This window comes from Hymenobacter sp., from assembly GCF_031398885.1.
GTDB lineage: Bacteria > Bacteroidota > Bacteroidia > Cytophagales > Hymenobacteraceae > Hymenobacter.
Genome location: NZ_JANNOD010000043.1, coordinates 33,907 through 50,782 on the forward strand (window position 1 = coordinate 33,907; position 16,876 = coordinate 50,782).

At 62.8% G+C, this 16,876-nt stretch carries 17 protein-coding genes, 1 tRNA gene and 1 pseudogene; 8 read left to right on the top strand and 11 right to left on the bottom strand.

The features are described 5' to 3' along the window. Positions 1–106: 106 nt before the first annotated feature. The 5 genes and pseudogenes from cphA to rpsA form a co-directional block, all read right to left on the bottom strand. Positions 107–2,743: a cyanophycin synthetase gene (cphA, locus tag RMO51_RS07815; RefSeq protein ID WP_310393566.1), complete on the bottom strand. Its 2,637-nt coding sequence runs from the start codon at positions 2,741–2,743 to the stop codon at positions 107–109. Between the two features lie 169 nt (positions 2,744–2,912). Beyond that, a tRNA-Cys gene (locus RMO51_RS07820) sits at positions 2,913–2,983 on the bottom strand. Positions 2,984–3,089: 106 nt separating this feature from the next. Then, positions 3,090–3,773: an alpha/beta hydrolase gene (locus RMO51_RS07825; protein WP_310393568.1), complete on the bottom strand. Its 684-nt coding sequence runs from the start codon at positions 3,771–3,773 to the stop codon at positions 3,090–3,092. Positions 3,774–3,796: 23 nt separating this feature from the next. Then, positions 3,797–4,291 (bottom strand): DUF302 domain-containing protein, encoded by a 495-nt coding sequence (locus RMO51_RS07830; RefSeq protein ID WP_310393569.1) that lies wholly within the window; start codon positions 4,289–4,291, stop codon positions 3,797–3,799. A gap of 710 nt (positions 4,292–5,001) precedes the next feature. Next, positions 5,002–6,813, bottom strand: a pseudogene (rpsA, locus tag RMO51_RS07835) (30S ribosomal protein S1); the annotation flags it as partial. A 188-nt stretch (positions 6,814–7,001) separates the two neighbouring features. Here rpsA and RMO51_RS07840 point away from each other — a divergent pair. The 6 genes from RMO51_RS07840 (at position 7,002) to RMO51_RS07865 (ending at position 10,006) form a co-directional block, all read left to right on the top strand. After that, on the top strand, positions 7,002–7,334 hold the full coding sequence (locus tag RMO51_RS07840) for a hypothetical protein (protein WP_310393571.1): 333 nt from the start codon (positions 7,002–7,004) through the stop codon (positions 7,332–7,334). A gap of 14 nt (positions 7,335–7,348) precedes the next feature. Beyond that, positions 7,349–8,091, top strand: a protein-coding gene (locus RMO51_RS07845) for an IS5 family transposase (RefSeq protein WP_310393634.1) whose coding sequence is annotated in 2 segments (ribosomal slippage) — positions 7,349–7,672 and positions 7,675–8,091 — 741 coding nt in all. Because the reading frame shifts where the segments join, the coding sequence is not laid out codon by codon here. Further along, the gene (locus tag RMO51_RS07850; protein ID WP_310393572.1) at positions 8,092–8,337 is read left to right on the top strand and encodes a hypothetical protein; all 246 of its coding nucleotides are present in this window, start codon (positions 8,092–8,094) and stop codon (positions 8,335–8,337) included. It begins immediately after the preceding gene. Between the two features lie 191 nt (positions 8,338–8,528). Then, a complete protein-coding gene (locus tag RMO51_RS07855) occupies positions 8,529–8,729 on the top strand; it encodes a hypothetical protein (protein ID WP_409025034.1) in 201 nt (66 codons plus the stop codon). Next, complete coding sequence (locus RMO51_RS07860; RefSeq protein WP_409025035.1) at positions 8,723–9,052, top strand: type II toxin-antitoxin system PemK/MazF family toxin; 330 nt, start codon at positions 8,723–8,725, stop codon at positions 9,050–9,052. The genes RMO51_RS07855 and RMO51_RS07860 overlap by 7 nt, the downstream gene beginning before the upstream one ends. Before the next feature lie 117 nt (positions 9,053–9,169). Further along, positions 9,170–10,006 carry an alpha/beta hydrolase gene (locus RMO51_RS07865; RefSeq protein ID WP_310393575.1) on the top strand — a complete coding sequence of 279 codons (837 nt, stop codon included), beginning with the start codon at positions 9,170–9,172 and terminating at the stop codon, positions 10,004–10,006. Positions 10,007–10,129: 123 nt separating this feature from the next. Here RMO51_RS07865 and RMO51_RS07870 read toward each other — a convergent pair whose 3' ends face one another. From RMO51_RS07870 to RMO51_RS07890, 5 genes are all read right to left on the bottom strand, one after another. Next, positions 10,130–11,197, bottom strand: a complete 1,068-nt coding sequence (locus RMO51_RS07870; RefSeq protein ID WP_310393576.1) for an acyl-CoA desaturase — start codon at positions 11,195–11,197, stop codon at positions 10,130–10,132. Positions 11,198–11,255: 58 nt separating this feature from the next. Continuing rightward, positions 11,256–11,750 carry an HNH endonuclease gene (locus tag RMO51_RS07875; RefSeq protein ID WP_310393578.1) on the bottom strand — a complete coding sequence of 165 codons (495 nt, stop codon included), beginning with the start codon at positions 11,748–11,750 and terminating at the stop codon, positions 11,256–11,258. 225 nt (positions 11,751–11,975) lie between these two features. Beyond that, positions 11,976–12,767 (bottom strand): C40 family peptidase, encoded by a 792-nt coding sequence (locus RMO51_RS07880; protein ID WP_310393579.1) that lies wholly within the window; start codon positions 12,765–12,767, stop codon positions 11,976–11,978. Between the two features lie 247 nt (positions 12,768–13,014). Then, positions 13,015–13,473, bottom strand: coding sequence for an SsrA-binding protein SmpB (smpB, locus tag RMO51_RS07885; RefSeq protein ID WP_310393580.1), 459 nt, complete (start codon positions 13,471–13,473; stop codon positions 13,015–13,017). Positions 13,474–13,500: 27 nt separating this feature from the next. After that, positions 13,501–13,956 (bottom strand): thioesterase, FlK family, encoded by a 456-nt coding sequence (locus RMO51_RS07890; protein ID WP_310393582.1) that lies wholly within the window; start codon positions 13,954–13,956, stop codon positions 13,501–13,503. Positions 13,957–14,046: 90 nt separating this feature from the next. Here RMO51_RS07890 and RMO51_RS07895 point away from each other — a divergent pair, with 90 nt between their 5' ends. Together RMO51_RS07895 and RMO51_RS07900 are read left to right on the top strand one after the other, a co-directional pair. Continuing rightward, positions 14,047–15,132: a sensor histidine kinase gene (locus RMO51_RS07895; RefSeq protein WP_310393583.1), complete on the top strand. Its 1,086-nt coding sequence runs from the start codon at positions 14,047–14,049 to the stop codon at positions 15,130–15,132. Further along, entirely contained in the window at positions 15,129–15,872 is a 744-nt protein-coding gene (locus RMO51_RS07900) for a LytTR family DNA-binding domain-containing protein (protein WP_310393585.1), read from the top strand. Before RMO51_RS07895 ends, RMO51_RS07900 begins: the two co-directional genes overlap by 4 nt. On the opposite strand, the gene RMO51_RS07905 is transcribed toward RMO51_RS07900, so the two are convergent. Continuing rightward, entirely contained in the window at positions 15,862–16,785 is a 924-nt protein-coding gene (locus RMO51_RS07905) for a hypothetical protein (RefSeq protein ID WP_310393587.1), read from the bottom strand. The two genes, RMO51_RS07900 and RMO51_RS07905, sit on opposite strands and share 11 nt — an antisense overlap. Positions 16,786–16,876 lie beyond the last annotated feature (91 nt).

The following is a 16,876-nucleotide window of genomic DNA, read 5'->3' on the forward strand; positions in this document are numbered from 1 at the left end:
ACAAAGAGGGAATGGAAGTTAGACCGGCGCCGGACATCGGCCCAACCAAAGATAAGCGCGGGCTGCCGCAGCCGGTCACTCCGCCCCCTCCCCACTGAGAAGAGGGCTAGGGGGCCGCGGTCGCCGCCTCGAACTCGTCCAACCGCTTCAGCGTCCGAGCAATGTCTTCCGTGAGCAGCACCACTACTGCCCCTTCGGGCGCCGTTTTCAGCACGTGTTCCACGGCGTCCATCTCCCCCTCGATGTAGATAACGGGCAGGTCGGGCTTGTCGAGGCGCAGGCCGCGCTCCATGATTTCGCGCAGGAACTCGGCCGACTTGCCGCGCAGGTCGTCGTTCTGGCGCAGCACCACTTCGTCGAAGATGCGGCCGGCGATGCGGGCAAAGGCCAGCGTGTCCTCGTCGCGCCGGTCGCCGAGGCCCGACACCACCCCGATTTTGCGGGTGGCCGGCGTGGCGTCCATGAACTCGGCGAATTTGGCGATGCCCGCCGTGTTGTGGGCGTAGTCCACGATGACCTCGAATTGGGGAAACTTGTAGGAGTTCATCCGGCCCGGCGTCTTGGAAGCCGACGGCACGAAGGTGCGGAAGGCGGTTTTGATGTCGTCCTTGTCGAAGCCAGCCAGGAACCCGGCCAGGGCCGCCGCCAGGCTGTTTTCGATGTTGAAGCCCGCCCGGCCGCCGAAGGTGACCGGAAACTCGGCCGCCCGGTCGATGCGCAGCTTGTAGCTGTTGCGGTAAATCGTGACGTAGCCTTCCTCGTACACCGCGGCCACGCCGCCGGCCTCCACGTGCTCCAGGATGTGCGGGTTGTGCTCGTTCATGCTGAAAAGGCCCACCCGGCAGTCCACGGTGCGGGCCATGGCGTACACCAGGTCGTCGTCGGCGTTGAGCACGGCCCAGCCGTTTTTGCGCACCGTGCGGGGCAGCACGCCCTTCACGGCGGCCATCTCCTCCACGGTGTAGATGTCGCGCAGGCCCAGGTGGTCAGCGGCCACGTTGGTCACCACCGCAATGTCGCAGGTGTGGAAGCCCAGGCCCGAGCGCAGCATGCCGCCGCGGGCCGTTTCAAGCACGGCGTAGTCGATGGTGGGGTCGCGCAGCACAAACTCGGCGCTGACGCCCCCGGTGCAGTCGCCCTGCTGCAACTGCACGCCCTGGATGTAGATGCCGTCGGTGGTGGTGAAGCCCACTTTGTAGCCCTTGCTGGCCACGAGATGGGCAATGAGCCGGGTAGTGGTGGTTTTGCCGTTGGTGCCCGTCACGGCGATGATGGGCACGCGGGCCGTACTGCCGGGCGGGAAGAGCATGTCCACGACCGGGGCGGCCACGTTGCGCGGCAGGCCCTCGGTGGGCGCGATGTGCATGCGGAAGCCCGGCGCGGCGTTCACCTCAATCACGGCGCCGCGGCTTTCGTTGAGCGGCACGGCAATATCGGTGGCCATCAGGTCGATGCCGCAGATGTCGAGGCCCACGATGCCGGCCACCCGCTCGGCCAGCAGCACGTTGTAGGGGTGCATCTGGTCGGTCACGTCGGTGGCCGTGCCGCCGGTGCTGATGTTGGCCGTGCTCTTCAGGTAGAGGACTTCGTCGGCGGGCAGCACCGACTTCAGGGTTAGCTTCCGGCTCTTCAGGATGTCGAGCGTGTGCTTGTCGGCCTTGATGCTGGTGAGCACCTTTTCGTGGCCGATGCCGCGGCGGGGGTCCTCGTTGACTTTAGCAATCAACTGCTGGATGCTGCTTTTGCCGTCGCCCTTCACCGCCGCCGGGGTGCGCTTGGCCGCGGCAATGAGCTTGCCGTTCACCACCAGCAGCCGGAAATCGAAGCCTTCGATGAACTGCTCCACAATCACGGCCCGTGAATACGCCTGCGCCGCCACCAGGCCGGCGGCGGCGCCTTTCCAGTTCATGATGCGGATGGTGGCGCCCTTGCCGTGGTTGCCGTCGAGCGGCTTGGTCACGATGGGAAAGCCCAGCTCGTCGATGGCCTCGCGCAGGCCGGCCTCGGAGTACACGGTGGTGCCGCGCGGCACGGGCACGCCCGCGTCGTGGAGCATGGCCTTGGTGCGGTTCTTGTTGCCGGCCACTTCCACGCCCGCGTGCGAGGTCAGGCTGGTGGTGGTGGCCCAGATGCGGCGCTGGTTCACGCCGTAGCCCAGCTGAATAATCGACGTGTTTTTGAGCTGGATGTAGGGAATGTTGCGCGAGGCGGCCTCGGCCACGATGCTGTAGGTGCTCGGCCCAAAAAACTCGTCTTCCCGGATTTCGTGCAGCTCGGTGATGACGGGCTTCAGGTCCACTTTCTCCTTTTTACACAGGGCTTCCACCACGTCCACGGCGGCCGCAGCGGCGCGGCGGCCGGCACGCTCCTCCTGGTAGGCAAACACCACGTACTCCACGCCGTCTTCCCGCGCCGGGTAGCTCCTGCCCCAGAACACGGGCATGGCGGCCTGCCGCTGCAGCTCCAGCGCCACGTGCTGAATGACGTGGCCCAGCGGCTCGCCGTCGTTGAGCTGCTCCAGGCCCAGGGGCGGGTGCTTGGCCGCCTGCTTGCCGCTTACGCCGCCCGGTTGCACCTGCCCAATGTTGGGAAACAGCTTCATCAGCCGCCCGGCGAAGCCCGGGATGGTATTTGACCACCGGCCGGCAAACTCCTGCAAGTCAACTTTGGCCACGATGAGCTTGTGGTGTTTGACCGACCAGTAGCTCGGCCCGCGCATGGTGCGGAGGTCAACAATTTTCATAAACGAACGGAAGGGGAAAAGAAACAGCAACGGCCGCTGGTACGGCCCACCGCCCAGCTTGGCCACGAAATGTAGGCACAATGTGGCCCAAAACCCGCAGTTACCCGCGCGGACCCAAAAAAAGCCCCGCCGGCCAAATGGCGAGCGGGGCTTCCTGGTTGGTAATCAGAGGTGACGGGCGGATTCGAACCGCCGTAGGAGGTTTTGCAGACCTCTACCTAGCCACTCGGTCACGTCACCAGTAGTGGGCTTTTGGGAGCGCAAAGGTACGCAGCCCAACCGGGGCAGGCAAGGTGGGCCGCCATTAAAAGTTTACGGCACTGCACCCTGCCCCTTTTCCGCCCCCCTACCCCACTTGCCGCGCGGCTTCGATGAGGAAGCCCGCCACGGCGGTCGGCTGCGAGAAAATGGGCAGGTGGCCAGATGCCACGGAGCGCGTGGTGGCCCCAATCTGTTGGGCCATAGCCCGCTGCAGGTCCGGGTGCAGGGTCCGGTCATTTTCGGTAACGAGGTACCAGCTGGGCTTGGTCTGCCAGGCCGCGGCCCCCACTGGTTCGCCCTGCGAAGCCGCGGCCAGCGGGTGCTGGGTCGCAAACAGCAGCCGGCGCTCGGCTTCGACCACGTCGGGGCCCAAATCCTCGTCCAGCCCCTGGCGGGTGATGCGCACGAAACCCGCCGCGTCGGCGGTGAAGTGCCGCCCGCCGGCCGCCGCGGGCCCCCGCGCCGAAACATCAACCAAGGACTCCCCCGGGCTGGGCGCGAACGCGCACACATAGGCCAATCCGGCTACAGCGGGGTGCGTGCCCGCCTCGGTAATGACCACGCCGCCCCACGAGTGGCCTACCAGTAGCGCAGGGCCGTCTTGCAGCGCCAGCGCGCGGGTGGCGGCGGCCACGTCGTCGGCCAGGCCCGTCAGCGGGTTTTGCACGGCCGTTACCTCCAGGCCCTGGGCTTCCAGCAGCGGAATGACCTTGGCCCAGCTGGAGCCGTCGACCAGCCCGCCGTGGACGAGTACAATGTTCTTGACCATCTTATCGAGAGCGTTTGCGGGGGTTAGTTCGCGGCTTTGTCGGCCAGATTGGCCAGTGCCTTGTCGATGGCCGCGGCCACCGCACTCAACTCGGGCTTGTTGTACTGGGCCATCACCGGGCCAATTTGGTCGTAGGTGACCTGCGTGGTGCCCTCACTGTCTTCGTACACGTAAATCTTGGTGGGCAGGTACAAGCCCACTTCGGGCCCACCCGCTTCGAGCAGCTTCTTGGCAGTGAGGGGATTGCCAATCACGAACAGCACGGCCTTCATGCCGAGGGGTACCCGCGACATCACCTTGCCCCAGTTGAGCAGGGCCACGTTGATGAAGTTGCTGCGGCCCGCCAGAAATTCCATTTCCTGCGTAAACTCCGCAAAATCCTTGCTCGCGCTGAGCCTGTCGCCCAGCACGTCGGCGCTGGCCCGGCCCATCTCGGCCTGAATGTCCTTGATGGCCTGCGTGAAGGGTTTGGTCGACGAGATGACGACGTGGGTGTTGGTGAATTCCGTATTGGGCATGGTCAAAAAAGGGGGCGGATGGAAGTTATGTGCAAAGCTTGATGCCTTGAAAATAGCAGCGCGGCGGCGCAAAAAAGGGTTGGTACTTTTCCGGCTGAGCGCAGCAACCCGCCACCCACCGTTATTACCGACCCATGCCTTACCGTTCCGACCTAAACTCGGCGAACCAGACCAAAGTTTAGGCGCACAAAAAAACCCCGACGCACGCGCCGGGGCTTCTTCTCAAACCAAGCTAAGCGTTAGGCTTTGGCTTCGTCGTCCTTCTTCTGGTCGGCGGCATCGTCGTCGCCGGCAATCAGGTCCTTGGCTTTGTCAACCACGTCACTAACTGCTTCCGAAGCCTTGGTGAAAGCTTCCGAGTGAGTCACGGCGTCCACGGCATCGGTTGCGGCGTGCTTCACCTTGTCGAAGGTTTCGTTGTTCGAAACGGCTTCGGCAGCATCGGCAGCCACTTCCTTCACCTTGTCGAAGGCCGCGGTTGCGGCACCAGCGATGCCGGCGAGCAGGCCAGCTTCAGCGGCGGGGGCTTCCTCAGCAGCGGGAGCATCGGCTTTGGCGGCCTTGGCCTTGGGGGCCTTGACCGCGGGGGCTTCGACGGCCGGAGCTTCGGCGGCAACTTCCGCAGCGGGGGCTTCGGTAACGGGCGCATCAGCGGCGGGTGCGTCGGCGGGCTTGGGGGCCGCGGCTTTCAGCTTCTGCTCGCCGGCCTTGCGCTCGTTGCCCATCATCTGGTCGCGCAGGGCGCTCAGGGCGTCGAGGTCGCCCAGGGTCGATTTCTCGTCTGTTGGCTTCTTCAGGTCGCTCATCTTGCCTTCGCCCTGGGGCTCACCGCCCTTGGCGTTGGTCTTCTTCTTGAACTTCGAGTTGCGGTTGTCGTCCTCGGCCGCGGCTTCTTTGTTGAAGATGGCCGTATGCGAGAGCACAATGCGGCGGTCGTCCTTCGAGAATTCCGTGACGCGGAAGTCCAGCGCCTCGCCGTTCTCGGCGCTGCTGCCGTCCTCTTTCACCAACGACTTGGGATAGGCGAAGCCCTCGATGCCGTACGGCAATTCGAGCACCGCGCCCCGCTCCGACTTCTCGGTGATGGTGGCCCGGTGCACCGAGCCGGGGGTGAACACCGACTGGAACGTATCCCAGGGGTTTTCTTCCAACTGCTTGTGACCCAGGGCCAGGCGCCGGGCGCCGAGGTCCAGCTCCAACACCACCACGTCGAGGCGGTCGCCCACCTTCACCATTTCCGAAGGGTGCTTGATTTTCTTGGTCCACGACAGGTCCGACACGTGCACGAGGCCGTCCACGCCTTCTTCCAGCTCTACGAACAGGCCGAAGTTGGTCAGGTTGCGCACTAGGCCGTTGTGCTTGGAGCCCACGGCGTACTTGCCGCCGAAGTCGCCACGGGTCCACGGGTCTTCGCTGAGCTGCTTGATGCCGAGGCTCATCTTGCGGTCTTCGCGGTCGAGCGTCAGAATCTGCGCTTCCACCGTGTCGCCCTGCTTGATGAAGTCCTGCGGGTTGCGCAGGTGCTGGCTCCAGCTCATTTCCGACACGTGGATGAGGCCTTCCACACCGGGCACCACTTCCATGAAGGCGCCGTAGTCGGCCACGTTCACGATGCGGCCCGATACTTTCGAGCCCGGCTGCAGGTCGGCCGGCAGCGAATCCCACGGGTGGGGCGTCAGCTGCTTCAGGCCGAGGCTGATGCGCTTCTTGGCTTCGTCGAAGTCCAGCACCACGATGTTCAGCTTCTGGTCCAGGGTCAGCACTTCGCTCGGGTGAGCGATGCGGCCCCACGAGATGTCCGTGATGTGCAGCAGACCGTCAACCCCACCGAGGTCGATGAACACGCCGAAATTGGTCATGTTCTTGATGTTGCCTTCCAGAATCTGGCCTTTCTCCAGGTTGTTCAGGATGGCCTCGCGCTGCTTCTCGAGGTCTTTCTCGATAAGTACTTTGTGCGAAACCACCACGTTGTCGAACGCGGAGTTGATTTTCACCACCTTCACTTCCATGCGACGGCCGACGTAAATATCGAAGTCGCGGATGGGCTTCACGTCGATTTGTGAGCCGGGCAGGAAGGCTTCCACGCCGTCAAGCTCCATGATGAGGCCGCCTTTGGTGCGACGCTTCACCACGCCTTCGAGGATGGTGTCCAGCTCCAAGGCATCGTAAATGGCCTTCCAGGCCTGCTTGATTTTGGCTTTCTTGCGGCTCAGGATGAGCTGGCCGTTGGCGTCTTCCTGGTCTTCGATGAAGACCTCCACCTCGTCGCCGATTTTCAGGTCGGGCAGGTCGCGGAATTCGGTAATCGACACCAGACCATCGGATTTAAAACCGATGTTCAGAATCACATCGCGGTCGGTGATGCCCACCACGGTGCCCTTCACTACTTCTTCTTCCTGGACGGTCGTGAGCGTGTCGCCGTACATCTGCTCCATCTCGGCGCGCTGGTCAGCCGAGTAGTTTCCACCGAAACCAGTGGCTCCGACATTATCCCAGTCGAAATCGTCAATCAATTCTGCCATAAAACAGCGGTTGGGCACCTCTTGGATAAACGTAACGGCCGATGCCCGGGCCCCTACGCGGTTCTGGTTGAACACCTTGCCGTTAGTTGGCAAGGCCCGCCACCCTGGCGGGGGCGCAAAGGTACGGGATTTGAAACAGGTTAGCTAATTTCGTTTGCCGTTTTGTACTGTGAATAATCGTCTAGTCAATGAGAGCTTTTCTTTTGCTTTCGCTATTTCTAAGCGGTTGTACCATTCTGGCTACCAAGTCAAAATTCGCTGGTAAGCCCTCTGTCGCTCCTGGCACTTTAGTAGCGCTAACTACTACTAGAGTTTCCGTGCCAACAGGCCGTGGTATAGAGCACGACACGCTTTTCGCTGCTGACAGCTTATTCGCTAAAAAGTTGACTGTTCAACTTGCCGCTGCTACCGGATGGCGAGTCATTTATGTAGGCGAAGCAAGAAATTTCAAAAAGCTTTACCCTACTTCAGAAACATTTAATCTTGCTAGGTTGTACGGACAATTAGTTTTGCGTTCGTGAAGGAATTAGACGAAATCAGTGACCGCACGTGGGCGTTGTTGGCCCCGCACCTAGCGGGCAAAGCTGGAGACGTGGGCCGCACGGCCGGCGACAACCGCCTGTTTTTGAACGCCGTGCTCTGGATTGCCCGCCACGGGGCCGCGTGGCGGGCGCTGCCGGCCCGCTTCGGCAAGGCCGACACGCAGCGCAAGCGCTGCCGGCGCTGTGCGCAAACGGGCGTGTGGAAACGGCTGTTTGAGGCCGTGCAGGAGCCGGATTTGGACTGGGTCATGCTCGACTCGACCGTCGTGCGGGCCCACGCGCAGGCGGCGGGCAGCCGAAAAAAAGCCGCGTCGGCGACGAGGCCCTCGGCCGCAGCCGCGGCGGGTTGACGACCAAGGTGCACGCCCTGGTCGATGCGTTGGGCAATCCGCTGCGCCTGGTGCTCGGCCCGGGCCAGCAAGCGGATTGCCGCCGGGCCGCCGAGTTGCTGGCCGGGGCCCGGGGGACCGGCAACGTACTGGCGGACAAAGCCTACGACGCCGACAGCATCGTGGCCCTGGTCGAAGAACTCGGCGCGGCGGCGGTCATTCCCAGCAAGAAAAACCGCCTCGTCCACCGCGTGATTGACCGCAACCTGTACCGCGACCGCAACAAAGTGGAGCGCTTTTTCAGCCGACTCAAGCAATTTCGCCGCCTGGCCACGCGCTACGACAAGACGGCCAGCAGCTTTTTGGGCATGCTCCATTTCGTTTCCGCTTTACTTTGGTTGCGTTAATTGTCCGTACAACCTAGTCCTCAGTATCAATTATTTGTTCATGCCCAATTGGATGCTGTGCAATACGGCATCCAGGAAGGAGAGCGCCATTATGAGGTCTGGACAAAGATGTGTGTGTGGAAATTTCCTGAGAATAAATGGCTCGGCGAAAGCCGTTTTAATACATTAATGGGCAAACCTTACAACTATCATCCCACCATTGAAGAGGCCGTCGGCTACAGCGTAGTTGGGTTGTTGCTACCTTGAAAAAAAGCAGTTCATCGATAGATGGAAGTTGCTGACACTTTTACGGATTCCGCCGCCGACACCACGTATACCTGTAAGAGTCGGGCGTAGATGTACACACAAAGTAGTTACTTTGTACGTACATTTATGTTATGCACACCCGCCTTATTCGCATAGGAAACTCCCAGGGAATCGTTTTGCCCAAGAAGCTTTTGCAACAATACCGCCTCAACGGCGAAGTGGAGTTGCACCCCACGCCCGAGGGCTTGCTCATTAAGCCAATAGCTAGCCTCGCCCGGCAGGGTTGGGATGCCCAGATGCAAACCGCTCTGGCGGCTGGGCAAGCGCCGGAGGGCGAGCTGCTGGAAGGATTTTCGGACGCGGCCTTTGAGGAAACGGAGTGGCAGTGGTAGCCACACCCCAGCGTTTCGAAGTGTGGCTGGTGAATCTGGACCCGACCCAAGGCAGCGAAATTAATAAGACGCGGCCGTGCGTGGTTATTTCGCCCGATGAGTTGAACCGGTATCTGCGCACGGTCACGGTGGCAGCGCTGACGGGCACGGCGCGCAGCTACCCGTCACGAGTAGATTGCCAGTTCCAGGGCAAGGTCGGGCAGGTGGCGCTGGACCACATTCGGTCGGTTGATAAGTCGCGGCTGGTGCGCAGACTGGGGGTGCTTTCGGCGGCGACTGCCCAGGAAGTATGTGCCCGTCTCCTCGAGCTGTTTCAGTACTGATTGTCGCAACCTACTCGCTTATTATCGCAAACCGCAATCTTAACAGTACGAGGCGCAACCTAGCCCAGTGTCATGCAGTAAAGTGGGAGGTCAATTCACCAATAACTTCTCTTTCGCATGGCTTACATCAAAGCAGGCAACGACACCGCCGGCAATCCGGTCAACATTTTCTACGAGGACTGGGGGCAGGGCAACCCGGTGGTGCTCATCCACGGCTGGCCGCTGGACCACACCATGTGGGAGCACCAGGCCATTGGGTTGGCCAAGGGCGGCTTGCGCGTTATCGCCTACGACCGGCGCGGTTTCGGCCGCTCCTCGCGGCCCTGGACGGGCTACGATTACGACACCTTTGCGGCGGACCTCAACGCGCTGCTCGAAGAGCTGGACCTGAACAACGTGACGCTGGCGGGCTTCTCGATGGGCGGCGGCGAAATAGCCCGCTACCTGGGCACTTACGGCGACGCCCGCATTGCCCGCGTGGCCTTCGTCAGCGCCGTGCCGCCGTTCCTGCTCCAGACGGACAGCAACCCCAACGGCGTGCCCCAGTCGGTGTTCGACGGCATGCAGGAAGGCATCATAAAAGACCGGTTCGACTTTTTGCAGGGTTTCTCGAAAAGCTTCTACGGCGTGGGCATGATTAGCCACCCCGTGAGCCAGGGCGTGCTGGATTGGACGTTTACCGTGGCCGGCCTGGCGGCGCCCAACGCCACCCGCGACTGCGTGACGGCGTTCAGCGCCACCGATTTCCGGGCCGACCTGCAGGGCGTGAAGGTGCCGACGCTGGTCATTCACGGCGACAAGGACGCTACGGTGCCGTTCGAGGTCAGCGGCGAACTAACGGCGAAAATGATACCGCACGCCGAATTGAAGGTATACAAGGGCGCACCCCACGGCTTGTTCTTCACCGACAAAGACCAACTGACGGCGGACTTGCTGGCGTTTGCCGGCCGATAATATATGGTACGGTGGGACCGTCATGCTTGGATAAGCTCGGCAAGACGGTCCAACCATCGCGTAAATGCAACAAAAAGCCCCGACGCAACTGCGCCGGGGCTTTTCGGTTGGGGGGGCAGCTCGTTATGCGGCGCGGCCCATCTGGCGCAGGAAGCCCACGTGCGAGGCAATGGCCGAGCGGGTGCGGGCGTAGTTGTTGTATTTCACGTCGAACTCGTCGCAGACCTGCTGCACAATCTTGCTGATGGCGGGGTAGTGCACGTGCGAAATCTTGGGGAACAGGTGATGCTCAATCTGGAAGTTGAGGCCGCCCACAAGCCAGCTCACCACTTTGTTGTCAGTGGCAAAGTTGGCGGTGGTGCGCACCTGGTGGATGGCCCACTCGTCTTCGAGCTTGCCGGTGGTGGCGTGGGGCACGGGGAACGCGGCGTCTTCCACGGTGTGAGCAAGCTGGAACACCATGCTCAGCACCAAGCCGGCCACGGCCGTGCTCAACATGAAGCCGGCGAACCAGGGCAGGAGGCCGACCATGTAGATGGGCAGCGCCACGTAGAGGGCCAGATTCAGCACTTTAAACGCCCAGAAGCTCACGTGCTCGCCCACGTTCATGGGCTTGAGGTCGATGGCCCCGATTTGGCGGGTGAAGTACTTCTGGTAGTCCATGGCAAAAATCCAGGACGTGTAGAGCATGCAGTAGAGCATCCAGAAGTAGAAGTGCTGATAGCGGTGCAGCGGGTGCTTGGGCTGGTCGGGCGTCATGCGCATCCAGGGCTGGATGTTGATGTCGTCGTCGTGGCCTTCGATGTTGGTATAGGTGTGGTGGATGAGGTTGTGCTTGGAGTTCCACATGTAGGGGCTGCCGCCGAGCACGCCCAGGGTGTAAGCGGCCATCCGGTTCACCCAGGAAAACTGCGAGAAGCTACCGTGGGCGCCGTCGTGCATCACGTTGAAGCCAATGGCGGCAATGGTGCAGCCCAACAAAGCACACTCCAACAAAGCCCAACCCGTGGCCGGCGTGAAAAACACCAAATGCACGTACAGGGCCGCCATGATGCTCACCAGTAACACGGCCTTGAACAAGAGGCTGAAGTTGCCGGTCATCGGCTGGCCCGATTCCTCAAAATACTGATTGATGCGGGTTTTGAGCTCGGTGTGAAACGAGCGGGTAGCGGCAAACTTGGGTAAGGCCATGGGCGGGTTTTGAAGGGGAGCGACAAAGGTACCCTGCTCCAACGCCTTAGTCCCCCACTTAGTTTAGATACGCGTGCCAGTTCTGGTCGATGGTGCCCGCCGAAAGCTTGAGAAACCCGGCCAGCGTGGGCTTTTTGGGCTGCTGTCGGATGGTGAGGCCGGCCTCGTTGGGGGTGTGGTGGCCCTTGGCGTGGTTGCAGCGGGCGCAGGCCGTGAGCAGGTTGGTCCAGCTCGACTCGCCGCCGCGGGAGCGGGGCACCACGTGGTCCAGCGTCAGGTTTTTAGTCGAGCCGCAGTACTGGCACTCAAAATGGTCGCGCTTGAAGATGTTGTGGCGGCTGAGGGCAATACCTTTATAGGGCACGCGCACGTAGCGTTGCAAGCGGATGATGCTGGGCTTGGGGTAGGCGTGCGAGACGGTGCGCAGCGTGCCGTGCTCCGACTTGGCCACCATTTCCGCTTTGTCGAGGAACAGAAGCACAAATGCTTTTTGCACACTGCACAGGGTGATGGCGGTATAGTCGCCATTCAGCACTAATACTTTTTGGTCCATACACGATGGGGGGGCTCGGATAACCCGCCGAAAGCTAGCGGTTTCCCGCCGCATAAACAAGCCCTGGGGGGTTAAGTTCAGTAGCTAGCGGTCGATAAACAGCACGTCATGTCGAGCGCAGCCGAGACATCTCGCCCGCGTCGTTCCACTTTTTTGATTACTTGCCCAAGCGAGATGTCTCGGCTGCGCTCGACATCACGGCTTGGTATCCGCCAGATGTCTTCCCTATTCCGGCAGCAGGCGCTTGAGCAAGCGCAGCTTGTGGGAGTAACGCTGCCGGTCGCGGTTGAAGATGCCGTTGTGGTCGAGCGGGTCGAGACGCACTTCGCCGTGGGCGTGCAGGATTTGGCCTTCGTCCAGCACCATGCCCACGTGCACGATGCGGCCCTCGGCGTTGTCGAAAAAGGCAAGGTCGCCGGGCCGGGCCTGGGCCACGAAATGCACGGGGCGGCCGTGGTCAATCTGCTGGCGGGCATCCCGCGGGAGCTGAATGCCCACCAGGCCGTAAAGCTGCTGGGCCAGGCCGGAACAATCGAGGCCGAAGACACTTTTGCCGCCCCACACGTAGGGCGCTTTCAGGTACATGAGAGCCGTTTTGCGCAGCAGGGCGGCCTGGCGGGCGGCGTCGGGCGCGGCGGCGGGGTTGGTGGCCGCGCCGTTGAAGAAGTAGCTGCGCTCGCCCACGCGCACGTTCATGCCGTCGAAAAACGGCAGGCGGCAGCCCAGGGTGAGCGGGATTTTGGTGGTCGCGTCGCTCACGGCCTGCACCACGTCGAGGGCGCGGGGGTGGTCCTGGGCGCACCACTCGGCGTAGTAGCCGGCCGAAACCGGCGTATGCTGCTTAAAATCGACCCAGCCCACGTAGCCGTCAGCGGCGAGCTGCACCTGCAGCCAATGGTCTTGCGTGAGCAAAATCTGGTAGCACTCGCCGAAGAGCAGTTGGGTAACCAGCTCGGCCCGGTCGTTGGGCTCGGCGCGGACGGGGACGGCGCTCAGCGCGCAGATGCCGGGATTCAAATTGATGTGCTGATTAGGTGATGTGCTGGGGCAAAGAACGGCGCCGCCTGTCATTGCGAGCGCAGCGCGGCAATCCTTCTTTGCTTAGCCATTTTCCCTTTAAGACGTGATAAACCCTTTATCTGGCAACCCCTTCTAATTTTTAAAACAAGCGCTGAGACTGCGTAGGGTCATGGCTCGTCACATTATCAGGATTGTCACCTTTATAAGGAAGGATTGCCGCGCTGCGCTCGCAATGACAAGCGGGCTACATTCTTTCCATGTCGCGCTTCTGGGCTTTTTCTTTGAGGTCGTTGCGCTTGTCGTAGAGCTTTTTGCCCTGAGCGAGGGCAATTTCGATTTTGGCGAAGCCGCGGTCGGTCACGAACAGGCGCAGGGGGATGATGGTGAGGCCCTGGTCGACGCTTTTGCCGGCCAGCTGCTTGAGCTCGCGCTTGTTGAGCAGGAGCTTGCGCTCGCGCATGGCGTCGTGATTGTTGTAAGTGCCCAGCGAGTAGGGCGCGATGCGGATGGAGTGAATCCAGAGGCTGCCGTCGGTGTGGAACAGGCAGTAGCCGTCGGTCAGGTTCACGTTGCCTTCGCGCACGCTTTTGATTTCGGTGCCTTGCAGCATCACGCCCGCGTCGTACTTGGCCAGGAAGCTGTATTCGTGGCTGGCGCGGCGGTTCTTGATGTTGATGATGGCGGGTTTATCGTCTTTGGCCATGCTTACATAGTTGTCAGTTGCTCGTTGTCAGTTGTCGGCCAGGCCAAGGAAGTGGTACGGACCAGAAGGTGCGGGGGCCGCGGCTTGCAGGGCGGCGAAATGGGCCGCCCGGCGGGCGCGGGCCCCGATGTGCTGCCCCGTGGTGCCGGTAGCCACGAGACGCGGCCCCACGCGGGCTTCTACGGCGCAGCACAAATTTGCGCCGTGGAGGGCGTCAAAGGTAACCGTCACCACTACGGTTTCGCTGGCAAAAGCGGGCGCGTGGTGCCAGATGAACAGCTCGGTGCCGACGCCTACCCCGTCGGCTCCTTTCATCTCGGGCACAAATAGACGGGCGGCCCACTCCATCTCGCAACCCAGGGCAAAGGTGCTGAGGACTTTATGCACCGGGCCACCGGCGGCGGGGCTGAAGTCGGCCCGGTCGGCGGGGCCGACCATGTAGCAGGGGATTGTGACAGCGCCGGGGCGAAAGAGGTTGGCCATGAGCAGTGAACAAAGTGGGCTCCAAGCCGCCCCGGGCCCTACCTTGGACGCAGCAGACCGCTGGGTTAGGGGTGTGCCCGTACTATTCGGATGGAGCCGTCATTTGTTTTTTCCAATCAGCCGGCCTGGCGCTGGTGGCGGCACGGCGCGCTGCTGGCCGCGCTGTTCGTGTATTTTTTCGTCACCCTGGTCACGTTCGGCCGCGGCCCGGGGGCCCGGGTGAGCGACTACGACTATGTCCGGCTGGGTTTGCTCGACGCCGCCGGGCGCACGTTGCTAACCGTCCTGTTGCTGTATCCGCTGCTGTATTACTACCTGCCGCGGCTGTTTCGGGGCGGGCCCACGCTGGTGCTGGCGGGCGCGGTGGCGGCCACGGGCCTGGCCGGCTACGGGCTGACCCGGTACGTGATTTACCCGTTCCAGGCCCTGATTGGTTACGACGCCGCGCCGCCCACGCTGGCCTTTGGGAGCATCCACGCCTTGTCGCGCATCAGCTTTGCCGTGGTGCTGGGCCTGGTGGTGAAGCTGAGCAAGAGTTGGTTTCTGACCCAGGCCGCGCGGCAGCAGGCCGAGCAGACCCGGACGGCGGCCGAGCTGCAGGTGCTCAAGGCCCAGCTGCAGCCCCATTTTCTGTTCAACACCCTCAACAACCTCTACGCCGAAACGCTGGGCAAAGCCGACGCTGCCGCGGAGATGATACTAAAGCTGAGCGACGTGCTGGGCTACGTGCTCTACGAAAGCCACCGGCCCCGGGTGCCCCTGGCGGCCGAAATCCGGCTGCTGAAAAACTACCTGGCGCTGGAGCGCCTGCGCTACGGCGACCGGCTCGACCTGACGTTTGCCGTGCGCGGGGCCATCAACGGCCAGCAGGTACCGCCCTTGCTGCTGCTGCCGCTGGTCGAAAACGCCTTTAAGCACGGCGCCAGCGAGGCGCTGGAAGCACGCACCTGGCTCCGCATCGACGTGGACGTAAGTTCCGACTGCCTGCGCCTGGCCGTGCGCAACCCCTGCCCGCCGCCGGGCACGCCCACCCGCCCAAGCACCGCGGCGGCCGGCGGCCTGGGCCTGCGCAACCTCCGGCAGCAACTGGCGTTGCTCTACGGCCCGGCCGCCGACCTCGCTGCGCAACGGGGCCCCGACGACGTATTCACCGCTGATTTACGCATTCCGCTATGACGACTGCTGCCCTGCCCGCCGCGACGGCCCCCGCGTTGCGCTGCCTGGTCGTGGACGACGAACCGCTGGCCATCCGCGTGCTCGAACGGTTTATTGCCGCCGCGCCCGGCCTGGAACTGGCGGCCACGGCCCGCCACGCTATCGAAGCTTTTGAGCTGTTGCACCGGCAGAAAATCGACGTGCTGTTTCTCGACATCAACCTGCCCCGGCTCTCGGGGCTGGACTTTGTGAAGGCCTTGAAAAACCCGCCGTCGGTCATCTTCACCACTGCCCACCGCGAATTTGCCGCCGACGGCTTCGAACTAGACGCCGTGGATTACCTCGTCAAGCCGATTGCATTCGAGCGGTTTGCGCGGGCTGTCGCCAAGCTGCCGCGGCCCGCCCCGCCCGCCCCGGCACCCGAGCCGGCCCCGGCTACGCACCTGTTCGTCCACCTCGGCCGCCAGCTGGTGAAGGTGCCCCTCGACGAGCTGCTTTACGCCGAGAGCCGCAAAGACTACGTCCGGCTCGTGACCCGGGCGCGCAGTCTATTAGTCAAGCAAGGCCTCGGAGCCCTGGCCGAGCAGCTGCTGCCGAACCGCTTCTGCCGCATCCACCGCTCGTTTTTGGTGAACCTGGCGCACGTTGAGGCCCACGGCCGCACGGCCGTCACGGTGGGCGGAACCCGGCTGCCGCTCGGCCGGCTCTACCGCGCCGCGGCCCTGCGGCAACTGGCGGTGGCCTGCGCCCCTACAGCTTAACTTTCAACTGGTTCAGCGGGATGGAATAAATGTCTTCGCGCACAAGCTGACCGTCTTTGCGGATGTTGCGGGCAAAGTACAGCGTCTGGGTGCGTTGGTCGACAAAGGGGCAGAACTCCCCGTCCGGCGTGTTCACCTCCGGCCCCAGATTGACGGGCTCCGACCACTGGTCGCCGGGCCGGCGGCGGCTCAGGTACAGGTCCACGTCGCCGAAGCCGCCGGGCCGGTCGGCGAAGAACAGCAGGTACGACTCGTCGGGAGCGACGTAGGGATTGGAGTCCGACTCGGCGGTGTTGATGGGCGGCCCGAGGTTGACCGGCGCCTCGTAGGCCCCCTGACTGAGGCGGGCCCGGTACACGTCGATTTTGCCGGCGCCGCCGGGCCGGTCGGAGGCAAAGTACAGGTTGCCGTTGGTGGCCTGGGTGGCGTAGAAGTCGGAAGCGGGCGAATTCACGCCCGCACCGCCCAGCGGGTAAGACCGGCCGGCCACCGCGCCGCGCGGGTCCAGGTCCACGGCCCACACGTTGAAGTCGGTGCGAGTGCTGTCGCCGGGGTGGTGCGTCGAGTTGAAAATGAGCCGTCGGCCGTCGGCCGTCGCGAAGGGGTCGATGTTGCGCACACGGGCGGGAAGGCCCAGCGGCACGGGCGTGGGCAGCTGCCAGCGCCCGCCCCGGCGGGTCGATTCGAGCAGCACAAGGGTGTCGCGCTTGGGCGTGGCCCGCACGAAGTAGGCGTGCTGCCCGTTGGGCGCGAGCGTAAAGCCAAAATTTTGGCCGCGCGAAATCACGCCGGGCTCGAATACCGTGGCCTGGGCATACGCCAGCGGGGCGGCCAGCACCAGAAAGACGGTTGAGCCCAGGGCCCGATTACGTGCGGGGGAAGCGCCGGGAGCAAAGCTAAGGTTGTGGGTCATGGGTTCGTTGCGTATTGAGAAACGCAAAGAGAATCCCAACCATTAGCGACGGCGGGCAAATGACCCCGCAAGTGCGTTTTGAGTCGGCAGA